Below are 16,869 nucleotides of genomic sequence, written 5' to 3'. Positions count from 1 at the left end.
AGAGCGCGGCAGCCGACCGAGAACGCCCGTTCTGGTACCGCCTACCATGGAGGGATGTCCCCGATCCTCGACGAGCGCCCTCCCCGCGAGGCGATCCTCGCGGCCGCCGACCGGCTCTACTACGAGCGCGGCATCCAGTCCGTGGGGATGGACGAGCTCCGCACGGCCGCGGGCGTCTCGCTGAAGCGCCTCTACTCGGAGTTCCCGAGCAAGGAGTCGGTGGTGGTCGCCGTCCTGCACGGCCGGCACGAGCAGTGGACCCTCGGCGTGACCACCCGGGTCGCCGCGGCGGACGGACCTCGCGGCAAGCTGCTCGCGATCTACGACTTCCTCTTCGACTGGTTCTCCGAGGACTCGTTCCGCGGCTGCGGCTTCATCAACGCCTTCGGGGAGCTCGGCTCGTCGAACCCGATGGTCGCCGAGATGGCGCGCGACCACAAGGAGACGTTCCAGCGCTTCCTCGCGACCCTCGCTGAGGAGGCGGGAGGCGGCGCCGAGCTCGCCGCGCAGCTCGCGATCCTCGCCGAGGGCGCCCAGACCACCGCGGCCATCGCCGGAACCCCGGAGGCCGCCCTGCACGCGCGTCGCGCCGCCGAGATCCTCATCGACGCGGAGACGCGCCCCGTCTGAGGCACGCCGCGCGCGGGATCAGGCCTCGCCGCCCCCGGGCGGGCCGACCACCAGCAGCGCCGCGAAGACCACGGCGACCAGAGCCAGGACCAGCGCCCCGGCGAGCACGGGCCGCGCGAGCGCCCAGCGGAGGAGCCGGCTCGTCACGCGCCGGTCGCGCGGGTCGTCCGTCGCGTGCGTCCGCCACGGGCCCTCCAGCAGGCCGCGGCGCTCGAAGCCGCGCTCCAGCGGGACCGTCGCGTAGGGCACGACCGCGCTGACGACCGCGAGCGCCGTCGCGCCCGCCGACCACCGCTGGTTCACCGCGAGCACCAGGGCCGCGGCTCCGTAGGCGAGGAACGCGAACCCGTGGATCGGCCCGGCGACGCTCACCGGCCAGTCGCCGTCTCCGGCCGCGTACTTCAGCAGCATCCCGACGATCAGGAGAGTCCAGGTCACCGCCTCGACGATCGACAGCAGGCGGAAGAGGCGGCGCGGGCTCATGGGATCGGCTCCGTTCGGTCCGCGGCGACGCGGCTCGGGGTCGGTCGAGGGTCGCCCGGAGCCTACGGGACCACGCTCGCGAGGAACCTGAGCGGACGAGGACCGCTCGGGGCGCTCAGCCCAGCCAGCCGGTGAGCGAGAGGGCCGTCACCGCGCCGACCAGGCCCGCGGCGACGAGGGCGACCGTGCCCGTGACTCCGCTGCGGGAGGGGGCTGCGGCGGGGCCGCCGGCCAGGCGCGCCCAGAGCCGGCGTGCCACCTCCTCGGCGGAGGGGCGGTCGGCCGGATCGAGAGCGGTCATCGCGGTCAGCAGCTCGCGCCACTCCGCCGGGACCGACTCCGGGACGACGGGCGCGTGGTGGAGGCGCTGGATCGAGATCTCGAGCGTCGTGCCGGTGTAGGCCCTGCGGCCCGAGACGGCCTCGAGCAGGACCAGCCCGAGCGAGTAGACGTCGGACGCCGGTCCGACCGGGCCGGAGCCGAGGCTCTCGGGGCTGAGGTACGCGGCGGTGCCCACCAGCACGTCGGAGCGGGTGAGCCGGGCGTCGTCGACCGAGCGGGCGATCCCGAAGTCGCTGAGCTTGGCCTCGTGCGCGGAGAAGCCGGATGCGGTGGCGCGCGAGCGGACGAGGACGTTCTCGGGCTTCACGTCGCGGTGGAGGACGCCCTGCGCGTGCAGGTGCGCGAGAGCATCGGCCACTTGAGCCCCGACCTCCGCGATGAGCCGCGGATCGCCGGAGCCGAACCAGTCGGCCGCCGGGTCGCTGCGGTCGAAGTACTCGAGGACGAGGAACGCGAGGTCGCCCTCCTCGCCGGGGATCTCGCCCTGGTCGAGGACGTCCACCACGGAGGCGTGGCGCGAGTCGATCAGGAAGCGGATCTCGCGCTCGCGACGCGCCCGCTCGTTGGGGGTGTCCGGGACGTCGCGGTGGACCTTGACCGCGACCTGGCGGGCGAGGCGGAGGTCGCGGGCGCGGTAGACGACGGCGCTGCCGCCCTCCCCCACCCGCTCGAGCACGAGGTAGCGACCGGCCAGGGTGGAGCCGACCAGCGGATCCACGACGTCGGCGGGGAGCGGCTGCAGGCGGTCGAGTTCGTCCAGCACGGGCAGCTCCCTTCGCGAATGAGTCACTAGCTCGTCTAACTAGTAGTCCCTTCGTAGTGGTCGCCGCCCTCCCAGGCAAGCACCTCGGGGGAGGTTGGCTTGTCTAGATGTTCTTGCTACGAGACTGTCTAGACTGTTCGGCATGGATGAGGTCACGCTGAAGCGACCCGGGGCCTTCTGGTTCTCGGGTGAGGCGACCGAGCCCGGAGCGGTGGAGGTCCTCGCCGCGATGCGCGCCTTCCGCACGGCGGAGGCCGCGATGCGCCGACGGACCCGCGGATCCATGGGCATGGGCGAGAACGACCTGCTGGCCGTGCAGTTCCTCATGCGCCGCCAGCAGAAGGGCGTGCACGTCAGCCCGAAGGACCTGGCCTCCTACCTCGGCATCTCCTCCGCCTCCACGACCGTGCTGATCGACCGGCTGGTCAAGAGCGGGCACGTGGTCAGGGAGCCGCACCCGAGCGACCGCCGGGCCATCCGCATCGTCGCCACCCCCACCTCCCACCGCGAGGTGCGCGAGACGCTCGACGAGATGCACCGCCGCATGCTCGAGGCGGCCGAGACGCTCAACCCCTCCGAGGCCGGGACCGTCATCCGCTTCCTGCAGACGATGCGCGACATCGTCGAGCGCCCGGCCGACTCCGAGACGGTCGACGCCGCCCAGGAGCTCGCGGGCGAGCCGATCGGCGAGTACGCCGACGGCGTGCTGGAGCAGCGCCGCGCCTGACCGGCGTCCCCGCGGCCGTGGCCGCGCGTCCCCAGGAGTTCACTCCGAGGGTCTTCTGCCGCGCCCCGGATCCGTCGGAGAATCGAGTCGTCCGGCGGCGATGGACAGAAAACGCACTCCGCGACGTAAGTAGCTAGCTCAACTAGTAGGAAGTCTTTCTAGCGATATAGAGTGACGGACGTCAGCCACTCGCACGTCAGATCGGAGCACACCATGGGCAACATCCTGTACGGCACTCCCCCCGCCGCCATCGAGGTCGAGGACCGCGCCCTCGCCCACCTCCAGATCGTCATCATCAACAAGTTCCGCCGCGACGAGCGCTTCCTGCTCACCCTCGACGCGAGCCCCCAGGCCGGCACCGGCCGCCGCGGCGTGTGGATGCACCCGACCATCCCGATCCAGTTCGAGTTCAAGGGCAGCCGCCAGCCCACGATCAACCCGGAGTGGGTCGAGGCCCTCATGGAGCGCGCCAACAGCGGCGCCGGCCTCCGCATCGTGCCCGAGCCGACGAGCAACGCTGCCGTCCCGCTGCGCCGCGCCGAGCCCGCCGCCTGACCCTCCGCGCCGGAGCCGCTCCCGATCAGGCTCCGCCGCCGCACACCGACACGACCCGCCTTCCCGCCCGGGAGGCGGGTTCCGTCGTCTCCGGGGCTGAGAACCCCGGGAGCGCGCTCGCAAGTGGTTGACATTCCGCGCCACGGTCAGGGTCGCAGTCCTACACTGCTCCTGCGGCACGGGGTCGTTCCGGCGGGCTCGTCCCTGCTGTCGCACGCATGACCGGCCGCCGGCCGCTCGGGCCCCCCTCTCGAGCGACCGGCGTACGGCTGCGCGGCGCACCCGAAGCGCCGTCCGCGAGGTCCGCCGGAACCAGGAGCGGCCAGATGACCCACGGAACGAACAGCCTCACCACCACCGTCGACGAGGTGCGCCCGGGCGACCTCTTCTGCGCCGTCGTCGCCCACGAGACCGAGCAGTGGCGCGTCGTCGCCGTCCTCGGCATCCGCGTCCTCGCCGAGCGGGTCTCCGGAGGAGACCGCCGCAGCTTCACCCTCCGCTTCGTGCGCCACCAGCTCTCGCCGGACGTGCTCATCGCGAGGGGTGCCGCAGCGACGGCCTCTCCGGACTCCCGCCGTTAGAGCGCCGCCGTCGCCACAGCGGGCCGCGCCAGGCGGGCGAAGAGGCGGTCGAACACGACCCGCCGATCGAACTGCAGGGCGTACTCCCGGGCGGCCGCCGCTCGGCGTGCGCGATCGTCGGCGCTGAGCTCGAGGACGGCGTGGTCGAGGAGCGCGGCGATCGTGTCCGGGCTGTCGACCGGGGTCACGAAGGCGTGCTCGCCGATCGCCTCGCCGATGCCGCCGGTCAGCGTGGTGATGATCGGCCCGCCCCCGGCGAGCATCTTCTCGGCCAGCGCGATGCCGAAGGTCTCGACGAACTCGGGCCGCGGCTTGCTCGGGAGCACGAACGCCGCGCAGCCCGCCATCAGGAAGGGCTTCTCCGCGTCGCCGACGTCGTCGAGGAAGCGGATGCGGTGCGCCAGCGGCGACGCCGCCGCGATCCGGCGCAGCTCCGCCTCCTGCGGACCGCGACCCGCGATGACGAGCTCGTGGCGCTCGTGGACGGCACTGCGCTCGTAACCCGTGATGAGGTCCTCCACGCCCTTCGCCTCGGTCAGGCGCGAGAGGAAGAGGACGTAGCCGTCGGTCCGGAGCCCGCGGGCCCGCACGACCTCCTCGACGACGCCGGGGTCGAGGTCGAGGTAGGCGTCCGCGTCGATCGCCGGGTAGGACACGGCGATGCGCTCCCGGCACTGCGGAGCGAAGCGCGTCCCGTGCGCGGCGTCGACGCGCTCCGCCTCCTCGATGATCAGGTCGCGCGTGTACTCCGACACCGCGACGCAGTGGTCCTGCGAGAGGTAGGAGGAGAGGATGTGGGCGGCGGCGCCCAGCCGGCCCTCCTCCACCGCCCGGCGGACCACGTTCGTGACGTCGGAGCCGACGGCCTCGGCGATCGTGGTCACCTCGACGGGCAGTCCGGTGCTCCAGGCGGCGCGGAGGGCGTCGGCCACGACGAGCGTGTGCGGGCTCAGGTAGAGCGAGAGGCAGACGGTCGGGACGCCGTCGGTGAACAGCTCGATCAGGCGTCCGGTCATCCCGGCCAGCCAGCGGCCGTCCGGGACCTTGTAGTCGCCCACGGGTCCCGGCCGCTCCACGACGATGCCGTCGCTGTAGGGCAGCACGGCGTCGAGCGGCTTGAGCGGGAGGCCCGCGGCCTCGAGCCGGTCGATCGGCCAGGTGACGATCCGGACCTCGTCGAATCCGCGCTCGCGGGCGGTCTCGGCGAGATTGCGCGCTTCGACGGAGTGCCCGCAGATCACCGGATCGGCGCGGACGACGATGACGAGTCTGTTCTGCACAGTGTTCGCGTGCGTGCTCTGGTCCATGGGTCTCCTTCAGGGGTCGTCGGTCGGGTGCGGCGGCGGAGGCCGGACGCGCGGGGTCGGTGGTGGCGGGGGTGACGGCGAGCGGGGGTCAGTGCCGGCGCGCCGGCCACGAGGGCGGCCGATGCTCGGGCAGGGTCCCCCAGTCGGAGGGCTCCGGACCGAGGTGCAGGAGCAGCTCGCCGCCGCGATGGAGGGCGGCCGCGGTCAGGACGCTCGTCAGGAGGGGCGCGCCGTCGAACTCGGCCGACTGCACGTACTGGACCGGCCCGCCCGGCTCGGGCTCGACGAAGCCGGTGGTCCGGATCTCGAGGTCGGCCCCTCCGATCGCCACCGACGCGCGCGCGAAGCTCGGCGCGTTGACCAGCACCAGGCCCTGCCCGGCGACGGGGAACAGCCCGAGGCTCGCCCACACGTACCAGGAGCTGAGGCCGCCGGAGTCGTCGTTCCCCGGCAGGCCTCCCCGGCCCGCTCCGAACCGCTGGTGCAGCACGCCGTGCACGATCTCGGCGGTCCGGTCGGGCCGTCCCGCGTAGTGGTACGCCCACGGCGAGTCCATGTCGGGCTCGTTGTTGAGCCCCTCGAAGCGTCCGAGCTCGGCTCCCGCGAGCATCTCGCTCCGCTCGGGGCGCAGCCCGGGCTGGACGACCGGCTCGGCTCCGTAGCCGAAGAACTCGTCCAGCTGGGCGACGAAGCCCTCGTCCCCTCCGCTGAGGGCGATGCGCCCGGCCATGTCGTGCAGCAGGCGGAACGAGTAGTTGTGGCGGGTGCCCTCGTAGTACGTCGAGTCCTTGAGCAGGCCGGAGCGGAGGTCGAACGCGTTCACCCACTGCGCGGCGCGCTCCTCGAGCTGCTCGGCGAGCTCGAGATCGCCGACGTGGCGGGCCACGACCGCTGTGCACCAGTAGCCGTGCGCCAGGTCGAGCGTGTGGCTGATCGGGTGAGCCTCCCCCGCGGCGAGGAACTCCTCGCCGTACATCCGCTTGAGGTCCTCGCTCATGTGCACGAGAGCGGCGTCCCAGTCGACCCCGGGCAGCCCCAGCCGGCAGAGGTCGGCGAGGAAGGTGTGCGCGAGGGCACTGCCCTGGCGCGAGAACCGGTCGCTGCCCTTGGCCATCCGGTAGCCGATCGGGAAGTTGCCCTCCTCCTCGCAGATGGTGAGGAGCGCAGCCGCGATCTCGACCGCCCGCTCGGGCAGCAGCATCGTGAGCAGCGGGAGCTGAGTGCGGTAGATGTCCCACATCGTGCTGATGTCGAAGACGAAGGGTCCGTCCGTCGGCCAGAACGGGCTCTCGGAGGGAGCGAGGCACGGCTTGATCAGCGAGTGGTAGAGCGCGGTCGAGAAGACCGTCTCGCGCTCGGCGGACGGGGTGTCGACGGCGATCGTGCGCAGGCGCTTCCGCCACGTCTTGCGGGTGCGATCACGGCGCTGGTCGAACCCGGTGCCCGCAGGAGGGACGTCGCGATGCAGGTTCTCGCGGGCGCGGTCGGTGCCCCGCAGCGAGAAGCCCATCCGGAGCTCGACGGTCTGCCCGGCCGTGCTGGGTCCCGCCCACATCAGCCCGAAGGGGCGCAGCGTGGTGGGACGGATGTGGTCGAAGTCGAGCCGGGTCCCGCCGGGCATCAGCCGGCGGTCGTACCAGAGCATCTGCCGCCACTGCAGGGCGTCGCACTCCAGGTGCACCGCGAGCGGCGCCCCCTCCATCACGACCTCGCCGGCCGCGACTCCGGGCGAGATCGAGTGCAGCTGCGCGCGCAGCGGCACCGTCGCTCCGCTCGGGATCGCCAGACCCCCGAGGGAGAGGTCGACCACCACGCGTGCGCTGCGGTGCTCGGGGAAGGTGTAGCGGTGCACCACGGAGGCGGGCCCGACGGTGAGCTCGGCCCGCACGCCGGAGGAGAGGGTCGCCGCGTAGTAGCCGGGCTCCGCCACCTCGTCCTCGAGGGCCCAGCTGCGCCCGAGCTCGTCGAGCGGCTCGAGCATCGGCGTGACCCGCAGGTAGTTGTAGTACTTGCGGATCGCGCCGGTGCCCGACTGCTGGAAGTGGGTGAATCCGCTCGCCTCGAGGCCGTCGTGGAGCGTCGGCGGGACCCCCTCGAGCGCGAGGTCGTAGCGGCCGTAGCCCGTCGGATAGGCGCCGGAGTAGGAGCACGCGGACACCATGCCGAGGGGGTAGGTGGCTCCGGGGTGCGTGTTGCCGATCTGCGGCTTCGGCGACCACCACGTCGCTGCGACCCCGGTCGGCTCCGGGAGCGCGGTCGCCTCCGTGCCCAGGAACGGGTCCACCCGCTCGATCATCCGCTCGCCGCCATGCCGTGACGCTAGGCACGGCGGGGAGACGAGGGGTGTCGACGGGGTGTCCGGCGGACGACGGAGCGGCGACGGATGAGGGCCGGCGGGCTAGGGGATCAGGCGCTCCGCGCGGTAGCGGTCGAAGAGCGCCGTGAACGAGTCGACCGTCCGGTGGAACGCCGTGAAGCCGGCGAGGCGGGACTTGCCGATGTCGGTGACGACCTCGAGGTTCCGGCCGAGGTCGGCGTCGGTGTGCCACCAGGAGGCGACGCGGGAGAGGTCGGGCTCGATCAGCCCGTGCTCGTCGACGAGGCGCCGCCAGACGGGCTCGGCATCGGCCATCTGCTGCTCGAGCGGCTGCGGCTCCTCCCCCGGGCCGACCGGCTCGACGCCGAAGTGCTCCGCGATCCGGGTCCACATCCAGCGCCAGCGGAAGACGTCGCCGTTGACCACGTTGAAGGCCTGGTCGCGGCCCGCCTCCGACGTCGACGCCCAGAGCATCTGCTCGGCGAGGATCGTCGCGTCGGTCATGTCGGTGAGTCCGTTCCACTGCGTGAGCGAGCCGGGGAACACGAACGGGGTGCCCTCGGCACGGTGGATCGACGCCGCGACCGCGAGGGTCAGCCCCATGTTCATCGCGTTGCCGACGGCGTGCCCGATGACCGTGTGCGAGCGGTGCACCGACCAGGTGAACCCGGCGCGCCCGGCCGCGGCGAAGAGCTCGTCCTCCTGCGCGTAGTAGAAGTTCGGGGCGTCGAGGCGCTCCTCCTCCTCGTGGAACGGGGTGTCGGGCATCGCGCCCTGCCCGTACGCCTCGAACGGGCCGAGGTAGTGCTTGAGGCCGGTCACCAGCGCGACGTGCTCGACGGGAGCGTGCGCGAGCGCGGCGAGGAGGTCGCGGACCATGCCGCCGTTGACCGCGATGTTCTCCTCCTCCGTCGCCTGGCGCGACCAGGCGGTGAAGAAGACGTGCGTGGGGCGCTGGTCGGCGAGAACGCGGGCCAGGTCCTCGGCGGAGCGCAGGTCGGCGGCGAGCGGAGTGACGCCGGGGAGCGCGTCGATCGGGCGGCGCGAGAGGGCGGTCACCGGCCACCCCTGCTCGGTGAGCAGGTCGACGAGGGCGGAGCCGCCGATGCCCGTCGCACCGACGACGAGGGCGCTGCGGGGGTCGGACGGGGGGACGGGAGTGGTGGAGGACATCCCCTGGGCCAACAGCCCCGGGGGCGAGGCATTCCCCGATCCGGGCGTCACGGAGGGACACCGGAGGTCACGGAGGGACACCGGGCGTCACGGAGGGACACCGGGCGTCACGGGCGGACCGCGGACCGGGCTCCTCCCCTACCGTCGAGCACGAGCCGCCCGGGGTGGGCGCAGCGGAACAGGAGCCGACGATGACCGCGACCGACGTGCGGGCCGTGCCCGAGGTGGACTACGAGGAGCTGGCGGGGCGGTTCCGGCCGCTGTTCGCCGAGATCGCGGCGGGAGCGGCGGCGCGGGAGAGCGCACGCGAGCTGCCGGTCGCGCAGATCCGAGCGCTGGCGGACGCCGGGTTCGGCGCGGTGCGCGTGCCGCTGGAGTCCGGCGGGGCCGGCGCGAGCCTCCCCCAGCTGTTCCGCCTGCTGACGGAGCTGGCCGCCGCCGACTCCAACCTGCCCCAGGCGCTCCGCGGCCACTTCGCCCTGGTCGAGGACCGGCTGCTCGCGACCGACGGGACCCGCGAGCGCTGGCTCCGGCGCTTCGCCGACGGCGAGCTCGGCGGCAACGCCTGGACCGAGGTCGGCACGGTCGCGATCGGCGACGTGCAGACGAAGGTCGCTCCGGTCGAGGGCGACCCGACGCGGTTCACGGTGACCGGCGCGAAGTACTACTCCACCGGCAGCGTCTTCGCCGACTGGATCGACACCTTCGCCCAGCGCACCGACACCGGGCAGAAGGTGATCGCGATCGTCGACGCTCGCCAGGCGGGCGTCGAGCACGCCGACGACTGGGACGGCTTCGGCCAGCGCACCACCGGCTCGGGGACGAGCACCTTCACGGAGGCGGTGGTCGCGGCCGAGGACGTGATCGACTTCGAGACCCGGTTCCGCTACCAGACCGCGTTCTACCAGGCGGTGCTGCTGGCCGTGCTGGCGGGCTCGATCGCGGGGGCCGAGCGCGAGATCGCAGCCGAGGTGCGGGCGCGGACGCGGATCTTCTCGCACGGGAACGCCGAGTCGTTCGCGGCGGATCCGCAGATCCTGCAGGTGGTGGGGCAGGTCTCGGCCGCCGCCTATGCGGGAGCGGCGATCGTGGAGCGCGCGGCGGTCGCGCTGCAGCGGGCGCACGACGCGGCCCTCGACGGCGACCCGCTCGAGGACGAGCGGCAGAACGACCTCGCCGAGCTCGAGACGGCGCAGGCCCAGATCGTCCTGACGCAACTGGCCACCCGGGCGACCTCCGACCTCTTCGACGCGCTGGGCGCCTCCGGGGTGAGCACCCGCAAGAACCTCGACCGGCACTGGCGCAACGCGCGCACGGCAGCGAGCCACAATCCGTGGGTGTTCAAGGCGCGGATCGTCGGCGACCACGCGGTCAACGGCACCGTGCCGCCGCGGGTCTGGGCGATCGGCGCGGGGCCGAAGCGGTAGTCGCCTCTGCGCCGGCCGGGGGCGGTGGACAGCCGGCGAGGGCGGAGGAGAGGATCGAGGGGGCGGCGATGCGGCCGCCGCGGACGAGGGGGCTCGCGATGATCCGGACGACGACCGCGAGGGGCGCCGGTGCGCTGCTCGCCTGCGCGGCGGGGCTGCTCGCGCTGAGCGGCTGCACGGGAAGCGCCGACGGGGGGACGGCCCCGACGACAGCTCCACCGCTGATCTCGAGCGCTCCGACGCCGAGCAGTGCCGTGCCGACCGCGAGCGCCGGCAGCGCGACTCCGCTGCCCACCGCGACCCCGGCCACCGCCCTGCTCCCCTGCGAGGACCTGCTCACGGCCGAGGAGGAGGCGTCGCTCGCCGAGGACGGCCTCGCCCTCTCGCCCGAGGCGACGGTCTACGACGTCGACTACCCCGTCGTGCAGGAGATCGCCGAGGACGGGGTGCTCTGCCGGTGGAGCGGCCAGGGCGACGTGTCGGTCGTGGTCGGGCAGCTGGCGGTCCCGGACGCGGAGTGGCCGGATCGGAGCGCCGCGCTCCTCGCGGATGGGTTCACCGCCGACGACACCGCGGCTCCGGGCTTCCTCGACGGGCCCGACGGACCGGACGAGAGCTACCCCGGCCGCGGCGTCCTCCACCGCGACGGCGTCCTCTACTACGTGAGCTACTCCGGGATCGTCGGCTCGATCGTGCCGCTCTCCGACTGAGGCGGCGGATCGACGACCCAGGGCGGGCGCCCGTGGTCGGCGCTGCTCCCCGTCGTCAGCTGCTCGCCGTGGTGGTCGAACGACAGCGGGACTCCCGCCTCGGCGCACTCACGGCCGATCAGGTCCATGGCGTTCCAGAAGTACTCGCTCGCTCGTCGATCCCCGGAGATCGCGGAGAGCAGATTGCTCGTGGCGAGACGAGCAGCGTCGGACGCGATCGAGTTCGAGGAGCTCTCGTCGAAGCCCTCGAGGGCTTCGCGAAACGGTGGACGCAGAACGGGATCGAGTTCCGGCGCGTAGTCGTTCCACGTGCGCTCGAGCGGGACACAGGGAGCGGCCTCCTGATCGCCTCCCGGCTCGGTGCAGCCCACGAGGAGCAGCACGGATACGAGTACCGCCGATGAGGCGGTCGTGCGGTCCACCATCGTTCATCGCTCGATGCGCATCGTCCCCGTCGTGACCCAGACCGCGCAGGCCTTCTCGCGATATTCCGGGGCACTGGTCTCGACGATGTGATCGCAGGTCGAGACGCCGGTGTACCACTTCACGCACTCCCCTTGAAACTCGTCCTCGCAGTTCTTGTTCGGCTGAATCGGAGCGGCCGAGGCCACCTGCGCCCCGAGGACCGACGTCAGCGCCAGCGCGACGACAGCGAGACCGGACCCGAACCACAGAGAACTCTTCATGACGTCTCCTCATTCGCCGGCAGATCCATCGGGTCCTGGGACCGTATCCATCGCGGAGAGGGTGTCGGACGGTCGGCGCGAACTCGACACATCGAGGCGCGGGCCGGGCCCTCGAGAAGGGGTAGCGTCGACAGGTGCGATTCCCGTGGCGTTCCCGAGACAGCGAGCGACTGCCGCGGGACGTGCTCGTGCTGGGGGTCGTCGCCTTCTTCGTGATGCTGGGGTTCGGCGTCGTCGTGCCGGTGCTGCCGACCTACGTGCGCAGCTTCGGCGTCGACTACACGGCGGTCGGCGCGGTCGTCTCGGCGTTCGCGCTGATGCGGCTGGTCGCGAATCCGTTCGTGGGGCCGCTCGTCGACCGGTTCGGCGAGCGGGTCGTGCTCGCCGTCGGCATCGGCATCGTCGCGCTCTCCTCGGCGCTGGTCGGCTTCGCCTCCGACTACCCGCACCTCCTCCTGCTGCGCGGAGTCGGCGGCATCGGCTCCGCGATGTTCTCCGTCGCGGCGATGACGCTCCTCCTGCGCACCGCGAGCCCGGAGCGGCGCGGCCGCTCGATCGGCTTCTACCAGGGCGGTTTCCTGCTCGGCGGCATGGCGGGCCCCGCGGTGGGCGGCGTGCTCACGGCGATCTCGCTCACCGCCCCCTTCTTCTTCTACGCCGGCACGCTCGCGATCGCGGGGCTCGTCGGGCTGATCCTGCTGCAGCGGCCGGAGCGCGACGCGGCACCGTCCGCCGCGGCGAGGACGAAGCCCCTGCGCGAGGTCGCCCGCGACCGCCGGTACCAGAGCGCGGTGCTGGCGAACTTCGCCCTCGGCTGGTCGGCGATGGGAGTCCGCGCGACGCTCGTCCCCGTGCTCGTCGTCGAGGGGCTCGGCGGGCAGCCCGCCTGGACCGGCATCGCGTTCGCGATCGCCGCGGTGGTGCAGACGATCGCGCTAGCGCCCGCCGGCCGCTTCGTCGACACGGTCGGTCGGCGCCCGGCGCTGATCGGCGGATTCTCCGTCGCGGCGGTGGCGATGCTGGCGATGCCGTTCGTCTCGGAGCTGTGGCTGCTCGTCGTGCTGCTCTGCGTCTACGGAGCGGCGGCCGCCTTCATGGGCACGGCCCCGGGTGCGCTGGTCGGTGACGCCGCGGGCGAGCGCGGCGGCAAGCCGGTCTCGGTGTTCCAGGCCGCGTCCGACCTGGGCGGCGTGATCGGGCCGCTGCTCGCAGGCGCTCTCGCCGACGCCGCATCGCCGACCGCGGCCTTCGCCTCCGCCTTCGTGCTGCTGGCGGCGAGCGCGCTGCTCGGCCTGCGGATCCCGCGCTCGCGGATCGCCTAGCTGTTCCGCCCGCGGGCGTCGACGGGCCAGACGGCGCCGCCGCCGTCGCGGAGGAGGACGCGGTACTCGTCGGCCAGGTTCACCGCGACGCAGACGTGGTTCGGCGCGATCCGCACCCGCGTCCCCACGGGCAGGTCGACACCGGTGATCGTCGCATGGTGCTCCGAGAGCACCGGGATGCGCGCCTCCGGGTGCTCCGGGAGGCGGCCGAAGCCGCTCGAGGCCGCGCCACGATCGGAGGAGAGCACCTTGCTGCCCGCGTCGGCGATCAGGTGGTCGCCGCGGCGGGACACGATCGTGGCGAGGACGGTGACGGCGATGTCCTCGGGCGTCATCGTGCCGATCTCCCACTGCTGGGCGTCGCCGAGGGCCGAGACCCCGGGGCGCAGCTCCGTGAGCACCGAGGAGTCGGCGAACGCGGCCGACGGGGTCGAGCCTCCGCTGACCACGCGGGCCTCGACTCCGGACGCCGCGAGCGACGCGACCGACTCGGCGAGCGCGCGCGCCTCGTCGCGGGCGGCCGCCGCTCCGTTTCCGGCCGCGTAGCTGTGGCCGGGGAAGGTGAAGACGCCGGCGACGTCGAGCCCGGCCGAGACGGCGGCCGCGGCGATCGCGCCGGCTTCGGCGGGGAGCACGCCGCTGCGGTGGTGGCCGGAGTCGATCTCGACGACGACCTCGAGCCCCTCGCGCTCGGGCAGGGCCGCGGCCAGGCGCTCGGCCGACTCCGCCGAGTCGACGCCGACCCGCACACGGGCGCTCGCGAGGACATGGCGGAGCCGCCCGGCGCGCTCGGCGTCGAGCCAGAGCGGGTAGGCGATGAAGAGGTCGCGGATCCCTCCCGCGGCGAAGACCTCGGCCTCCGAGACGGTCGCGACGGTGAGCCCGACGGCCCCCGCGGCGAGCTGGCGCCGGGCGATCTCGAGCGACTTGTGGGTCTTCGCGTGGGGGCGGAGCGCCAGACCCCGCTCGCGGGCAGCCGCGGCGACGGCGGCGATGTCGCGGTCGAGCACCGCCTCGTCGAGCACCAGCGCCGGAGTGGCGAGAGCGTCGAGCACGGCGGAGCGGGCGGAGGAGTCGGCGGCGGCGGTATCGACGGTCACGCGCCGAGCCTAGGCCGCACCATCGGCCCGCGTCCCGCCGTGAGGGCGGCCTCGGGCCGGTCCGCCGCCCGGTCATCGCGCCCCGCGGAAGGCCCCGCGGAGGGATCCCGTCGAGCGCGACACCTCGTCGACCTCGGAGGCGGCCGCGCCGCTCCGCTCCATCGCCGTCTTCCGGATCGCCCACCTCTCCGCCGGGACGCTCCCGACGACGCTCCTGGGCTTCCGCGTCGTCGGGTTGAGCACTCTCGTCCACTGACCGTTCATCCTCCGCGGGATGCGGGGAGGACCCCGGCGCTGCCAGGCTGAGCGGATGACTCCGCAGTCCTCCCGCCTCCGGCCCTTCGGCCCGTCCGGCGCCACCGTCACCCGGCTGACCCTCGGCACCTCCTGGCGCCCCGAGCGCGTCGCCGACCTCGACCGGGTGCCGGCCCTCGAGCGCGTCCTCGACTCCGACGCCGCCACCCGCGCCGTCTCCGTCGTCGACACGTCCAACGAGTACGCCGGCGGCCACAGCGAGCGCCTGATCGGCGAGGCCCTGCAGGCCCGCGGCGGCGTCCCCGAGGGGATCACCGTGGTCACCAAGCTCGACCGCGACCCGAGCACCGGCAGCTACTCGGCCGAGCGGATGCGCCGTAGCCTCGACGAGAGCCGCGAGCGCCTCGGGATGGACGTCCTCCCCCTGCTCTACCTGCACGACCCGGAGCGCATCTCGTACGACGAGGCCTTCGCCGAGGACGGCCCGGTCCGCGCGCTCGTCGCGATGAAGGAGGCGGGCGTCGCCCTCTCGATCGGGATCTCGGGCGGACCCGCGCCGATGCTGCGCCACTACGTCGACACCGGCCTGTTCGACGCCGTGATCACCCACAACCGCTTCACGCTCGTCGACCGCTCCTCCGAGGAGCTGATCGACGCGTCCGTCGACCGCGGCGTGATCGTGGTCAACGCGGCGGTCTACGGCGGAGGCGCCCTCGCGCGCTGGCCTGAGCCGGTCGCCTCCTACGCCTACCGGCCGGCGCCGCGCGAGATCGTCGACGCCGTCGCGGCGATGGGAGCGGCCTGCGAGCGGGCGGGCGTGCCGCTCGCCGCCGCCGCGCTGCAGTTCTCGACGCGCGACCCCCGCGTGACGACGACGGTCGTCGGCGCCACCTCCGCCGAGCACTACGACTCCTTCGTGGCCGACGACGCGCTCGAGATCCCCGACGCGCTGTTCGAGGAGCTGGAGTCGCTCGCTCCGCCGAGCACCGTCTGGCAGGACGCGCCCGGGGCGACCTGGCCGCGCTGATCCGGGCATAGCCGGGCTCTCCTCCCGGTTGGAGCACGTGACCCCCTCCGCGAGATGCCGCCGGCGTGCGCCCTCACCGGCGTATCGCCTACCGAAGCGGCGTTCCGCGGAGAAGCACGACAGGAGAGACATGACCGACACCGCCTTGTTCCAGCCGCTGACGCTCCGCTCGAGGACCGCGCGCAACCGCCTCTGGGCGGCACCGATGTGCCAGTACTCGGTGGAGGCGCAGGACGGCGTGCCCACCTCGTGGCACCTCGTGCACCTCGGCGGGCTCGCGCGCGGCGGATCGGGCGTCGTCATCGCGGAGGCCACCGCCGTCGTCCCCGAGGGGCGGATCAGCCCCTGGGACACGGGGCTGTGGAACAACGAGCAGCGCGACGCCTGGGCTCCGATCGTCGATTTCGTGCACGGGCAGGGCGCGCTCGCCGGCGTGCAGCTCGCCCACGCGGGCCGGAAGGCGTCGACCTACCGCGAATGGAGCGGACGCGGATCCGTGCCGCTGGAGGACGGCGGCTGGCCGACCGTCGCTCCCTCGGCCGTCGCGTTCGAGGGCTACGCGGAGCCGCGCGAGCTGGCGGCGGACGAGCTGCCCGGCCTCGTCGAGGCGTTCCGCGCCTCCGCCCGCCGCGCCGCGGACGCCGGCTTCGACGTGATCGAGCTGCACGCCGCGCACGGGTACCTGCTCCACCAGTTCCTGTCGCCGCTCTCGAACACGCGCGAGGACTCCTACGGCGGCTCGCTCGAGAACCGGGCGCGCCTGCTGCTCGAGGTCGTCCGCGCGGTCCGCGCCGAGATCGGGGAGCTCGTTCTGCTCGTCCGCTTCTCCGCGACCGACTGGGCCGAGGGCGGCTGGACGCTGGAGGAGACGATCACCGTCTCGGAGTGGGCGCGCGCCGAGGGCGTGGACCTCTTCGACGTGTCGACCGGCGGACTCGTGCACGCCAGCATCCCGGTGGCGCCGCTCTACCAGGTGCCGTTCGCGCGCGACCTGAGGAAGGCGACCGGTGCGCTGGTCGGCGCCGTGGGACTCATCACCACGGCGGAGCAGGCGGAGGGCGTGGTCGCGAACGGCGACGCCGACGTCGTGCTGCTCGCCCGCGAGCTGCTGCGCGACCCGAACGCTCCGGTGCGGATGGCGCACGAGCTCGGCGCGGACCTGCCGGTGCCCCCGCAGTACACCCGGGCCTGGCGCTGAGCCTTCAACCGCGAGATGCCACCTGTGCGCACGCCTCGCGGCGTGTCGTGTGCACAAGTGGCATCTCGCGGAGGAGAGCGGTCGGGCTCCCCGGAGGAGAGCGTCAGCTCTCGGAGGGCTCCTCGGGAGCGTCCTCCTCGGGGTTGAAGTGCGAGTCTCCGGAGACCCCCACCGCCAGCCCGTCCTCGGAGTGCGGGATGGTCTCGTCGTCGCCGAGACCGTTCGCCTTCTTCTCGCCCTCGGACGAGGTGGCTGCGTCGGTCACG

General features: G+C 73.2%; 18 protein-coding genes. 9 read left to right on the top strand and 9 right to left on the bottom strand.

The features are described 5' to 3' along the window. Positions 1 to 54 precede the first annotated feature (54 nt). Positions 55 to 630, top strand: coding sequence for a TetR/AcrR family transcriptional regulator (locus C5C56_RS06975; RefSeq protein WP_104224170.1), 576 nt, complete (start codon positions 55 to 57; stop codon positions 628 to 630). A gap of 18 nt (positions 631 to 648) precedes the next feature. On the opposite strand, the gene C5C56_RS06970 is transcribed toward C5C56_RS06975, so the two are convergent. Together C5C56_RS06970 and C5C56_RS06965 are read right to left on the bottom strand one after the other, a co-directional pair. Then, positions 649 to 1,113: a DUF3817 domain-containing protein gene (locus C5C56_RS06970; RefSeq protein ID WP_104319294.1), complete on the bottom strand. Its 465-nt coding sequence runs from the start codon at positions 1,111 to 1,113 to the stop codon at positions 649 to 651. 115 nt (positions 1,114 to 1,228) lie between these two features. After that, positions 1,229 to 2,218 carry a serine/threonine-protein kinase gene (locus C5C56_RS06965; protein ID WP_181065691.1) on the bottom strand — a complete coding sequence of 330 codons (990 nt, stop codon included), beginning with the start codon at positions 2,216 to 2,218 and terminating at the stop codon, positions 1,229 to 1,231. Positions 2,219 to 2,360: 142 nt separating this feature from the next. Here C5C56_RS06965 and C5C56_RS06960 point away from each other — a divergent pair, with 142 nt between their 5' ends. From C5C56_RS06960 to C5C56_RS06950, 3 genes are all read left to right on the top strand, one after another. Beyond that, positions 2,361 to 2,945 (top strand): MarR family winged helix-turn-helix transcriptional regulator, encoded by a 585-nt coding sequence (locus tag C5C56_RS06960; protein WP_104224167.1) that lies wholly within the window; start codon positions 2,361 to 2,363, stop codon positions 2,943 to 2,945. A 213-nt stretch (positions 2,946 to 3,158) separates the two neighbouring features. Beyond that, positions 3,159 to 3,500 carry an ATP-dependent DNA ligase gene (locus C5C56_RS06955; RefSeq protein ID WP_104224199.1) on the top strand — a complete coding sequence of 114 codons (342 nt, stop codon included), beginning with the start codon at positions 3,159 to 3,161 and terminating at the stop codon, positions 3,498 to 3,500. 326 nt (positions 3,501 to 3,826) lie between these two features. Next, on the top strand, positions 3,827 to 4,081 hold the full coding sequence (locus tag C5C56_RS06950) for a hypothetical protein (protein ID WP_104246999.1): 255 nt from the start codon (positions 3,827 to 3,829) through the stop codon (positions 4,079 to 4,081). Here the strand turns inward: C5C56_RS06950 and C5C56_RS06945 are convergent. The 3 genes from C5C56_RS06945 to C5C56_RS06935 form a co-directional block, all read right to left on the bottom strand. Continuing rightward, positions 4,078 to 5,388, bottom strand: coding sequence for a glycosyltransferase (locus C5C56_RS06945; protein WP_104249746.1), 1,311 nt, complete (start codon positions 5,386 to 5,388; stop codon positions 4,078 to 4,080). The two genes, C5C56_RS06950 and C5C56_RS06945, sit on opposite strands and share 4 nt — an antisense overlap. An 88-nt stretch (positions 5,389 to 5,476) precedes the next feature. Next, the gene (locus C5C56_RS06940; protein ID WP_258063184.1) at positions 5,477 to 7,672 is read right to left on the bottom strand and encodes a glycoside hydrolase domain-containing protein; all 2,196 of its coding nucleotides are present in this window, start codon (positions 7,670 to 7,672) and stop codon (positions 5,477 to 5,479) included. A 114-nt stretch (positions 7,673 to 7,786) separates the two neighbouring features. Further along, the gene (locus C5C56_RS06935; protein ID WP_104319292.1) at positions 7,787 to 8,878 is read right to left on the bottom strand and encodes an SDR family oxidoreductase; all 1,092 of its coding nucleotides are present in this window, start codon (positions 8,876 to 8,878) and stop codon (positions 7,787 to 7,789) included. 191 nt (positions 8,879 to 9,069) lie between these two features. On the opposite strand from C5C56_RS06935, the gene C5C56_RS06930 reads away from it, so the two are divergent. Both C5C56_RS06930 and C5C56_RS06920 read left to right on the top strand, forming a co-directional pair. Then, on the top strand, positions 9,070 to 10,305 hold the full coding sequence (locus C5C56_RS06930) for an acyl-CoA dehydrogenase family protein (protein WP_104319291.1): 1,236 nt from the start codon (positions 9,070 to 9,072) through the stop codon (positions 10,303 to 10,305). A 98-nt stretch (positions 10,306 to 10,403) separates the two neighbouring features. Beyond that, positions 10,404 to 11,015 carry a hypothetical protein gene (locus tag C5C56_RS06920; RefSeq protein WP_146086458.1) on the top strand — a complete coding sequence of 204 codons (612 nt, stop codon included), beginning with the start codon at positions 10,404 to 10,406 and terminating at the stop codon, positions 11,013 to 11,015. On the opposite strand, the gene C5C56_RS06915 is transcribed toward C5C56_RS06920, so the two are convergent. Together C5C56_RS06915 and C5C56_RS06910 are read right to left on the bottom strand one after the other, a co-directional pair. Then, the gene (locus C5C56_RS06915) at positions 10,973 to 11,440 is read right to left on the bottom strand and encodes a hypothetical protein (RefSeq protein ID WP_104272816.1); all 468 of its coding nucleotides are present in this window, start codon (positions 11,438 to 11,440) and stop codon (positions 10,973 to 10,975) included. The genes C5C56_RS06920 and C5C56_RS06915 overlap by 43 nt on opposite strands. A 3-nt stretch (positions 11,441 to 11,443) precedes the next feature. Then, on the bottom strand, positions 11,444 to 11,701 hold the full coding sequence (locus tag C5C56_RS06910; RefSeq protein ID WP_104319289.1) for a hypothetical protein: 258 nt from the start codon (positions 11,699 to 11,701) through the stop codon (positions 11,444 to 11,446). Between the two features lie 134 nt (positions 11,702 to 11,835). Here C5C56_RS06910 and C5C56_RS06905 point away from each other — a divergent pair, with 134 nt between their 5' ends. Beyond that, positions 11,836 to 13,023, top strand: coding sequence for an MFS transporter (locus C5C56_RS06905; protein WP_244229579.1), 1,188 nt, complete (start codon positions 11,836 to 11,838; stop codon positions 13,021 to 13,023). On the opposite strand, the gene C5C56_RS06900 is transcribed toward C5C56_RS06905, so the two are convergent. Continuing rightward, positions 13,020 to 14,123: an alanine racemase gene (locus tag C5C56_RS06900; RefSeq protein ID WP_258061247.1), complete on the bottom strand. Its 1,104-nt coding sequence runs from the start codon at positions 14,121 to 14,123 to the stop codon at positions 13,020 to 13,022. The genes C5C56_RS06905 and C5C56_RS06900 overlap by 4 nt on opposite strands. A 310-nt stretch (positions 14,124 to 14,433) precedes the next feature. Here C5C56_RS06900 and C5C56_RS06895 point away from each other — a divergent pair, with 310 nt between their 5' ends. Both C5C56_RS06895 and C5C56_RS06890 read left to right on the top strand, forming a co-directional pair. Further along, entirely contained in the window at positions 14,434 to 15,405 is a 972-nt protein-coding gene (locus C5C56_RS06895) for an aldo/keto reductase (RefSeq protein WP_181072875.1), read from the top strand. Between the two features lie 130 nt (positions 15,406 to 15,535). After that, a complete protein-coding gene (locus tag C5C56_RS06890) occupies positions 15,536 to 16,603 on the top strand; it encodes an NADH:flavin oxidoreductase/NADH oxidase (RefSeq protein ID WP_104319288.1) in 1,068 nt (355 codons plus the stop codon). Positions 16,604 to 16,706: 103 nt separating this feature from the next. On the opposite strand, the gene C5C56_RS17775 is transcribed toward C5C56_RS06890, so the two are convergent. Further along, positions 16,707 to 16,868 carry a hypothetical protein gene (locus tag C5C56_RS17775; protein ID WP_167299017.1) on the bottom strand — a complete coding sequence of 54 codons (162 nt, stop codon included), beginning with the start codon at positions 16,866 to 16,868 and terminating at the stop codon, positions 16,707 to 16,709. Position 16,869 lies beyond the last annotated feature (1 nt).

This window comes from Rathayibacter sp. AY1D1 (assembly GCF_002932635.1).
In the GTDB taxonomy this organism is placed as follows: domain Bacteria; phylum Actinomycetota; class Actinomycetes; order Actinomycetales; family Microbacteriaceae; genus Rathayibacter.
The sequence above is the reverse complement of the archived record's forward strand: the minus strand, read 5'-3'. Positions and strand labels throughout refer to the sequence as shown.

Bases quoted from the DNA above. Each gene is read 5' to 3' on its own strand.
- C5C56_RS06890 (WP_104319288.1), top strand. From the start codon at position 15,536: ATGACCGACACCGCCTTGTTCCAGCCGCTGACGCTCCGCTCGAGGACC.
- C5C56_RS06895 (WP_181072875.1), top strand. From the start codon at position 14,434: ATGACTCCGCAGTCCTCCCGCCTCCGGCCCTTCGGCCCGTCCGGCGCC.
- C5C56_RS06915 (WP_104272816.1), bottom strand. From the start codon at position 11,440: ATGGTGGACCGCACGACCGCCTCATCGGCGGTACTCGTATCCGTGCTG.
- C5C56_RS06930 (WP_104319291.1), top strand. From the start codon at position 9,070: ATGACCGCGACCGACGTGCGGGCCGTGCCCGAGGTGGACTACGAGGAG.
- C5C56_RS06935 (WP_104319292.1), bottom strand. From the start codon at position 8,878: ATGTCCTCCACCACTCCCGTCCCCCCGTCCGACCCCCGCAGCGCCCTC.
- C5C56_RS06975 (WP_104224170.1), top strand. From the start codon at position 55: ATGTCCCCGATCCTCGACGAGCGCCCTCCCCGCGAGGCGATCCTCGCG.
- C5C56_RS06955 (WP_104224199.1), top strand. From the start codon at position 3,159: ATGGGCAACATCCTGTACGGCACTCCCCCCGCCGCCATCGAGGTCGAG.
- C5C56_RS06970 (WP_104319294.1), bottom strand. From the start codon at position 1,113: ATGAGCCCGCGCCGCCTCTTCCGCCTGCTGTCGATCGTCGAGGCGGTG.
- C5C56_RS06950 (WP_104246999.1), top strand. From the start codon at position 3,827: ATGACCCACGGAACGAACAGCCTCACCACCACCGTCGACGAGGTGCGC.
- C5C56_RS06945 (WP_104249746.1), bottom strand. From the start codon at position 5,388: ATGGACCAGAGCACGCACGCGAACACTGTGCAGAACAGACTCGTCATC.
- C5C56_RS06920 (WP_146086458.1), top strand. From the start codon at position 10,404: ATGATCCGGACGACGACCGCGAGGGGCGCCGGTGCGCTGCTCGCCTGC.
- C5C56_RS06910 (WP_104319289.1), bottom strand. From the start codon at position 11,701: ATGAAGAGTTCTCTGTGGTTCGGGTCCGGTCTCGCTGTCGTCGCGCTG.
- C5C56_RS06960 (WP_104224167.1), top strand. From the start codon at position 2,361: ATGGATGAGGTCACGCTGAAGCGACCCGGGGCCTTCTGGTTCTCGGGT.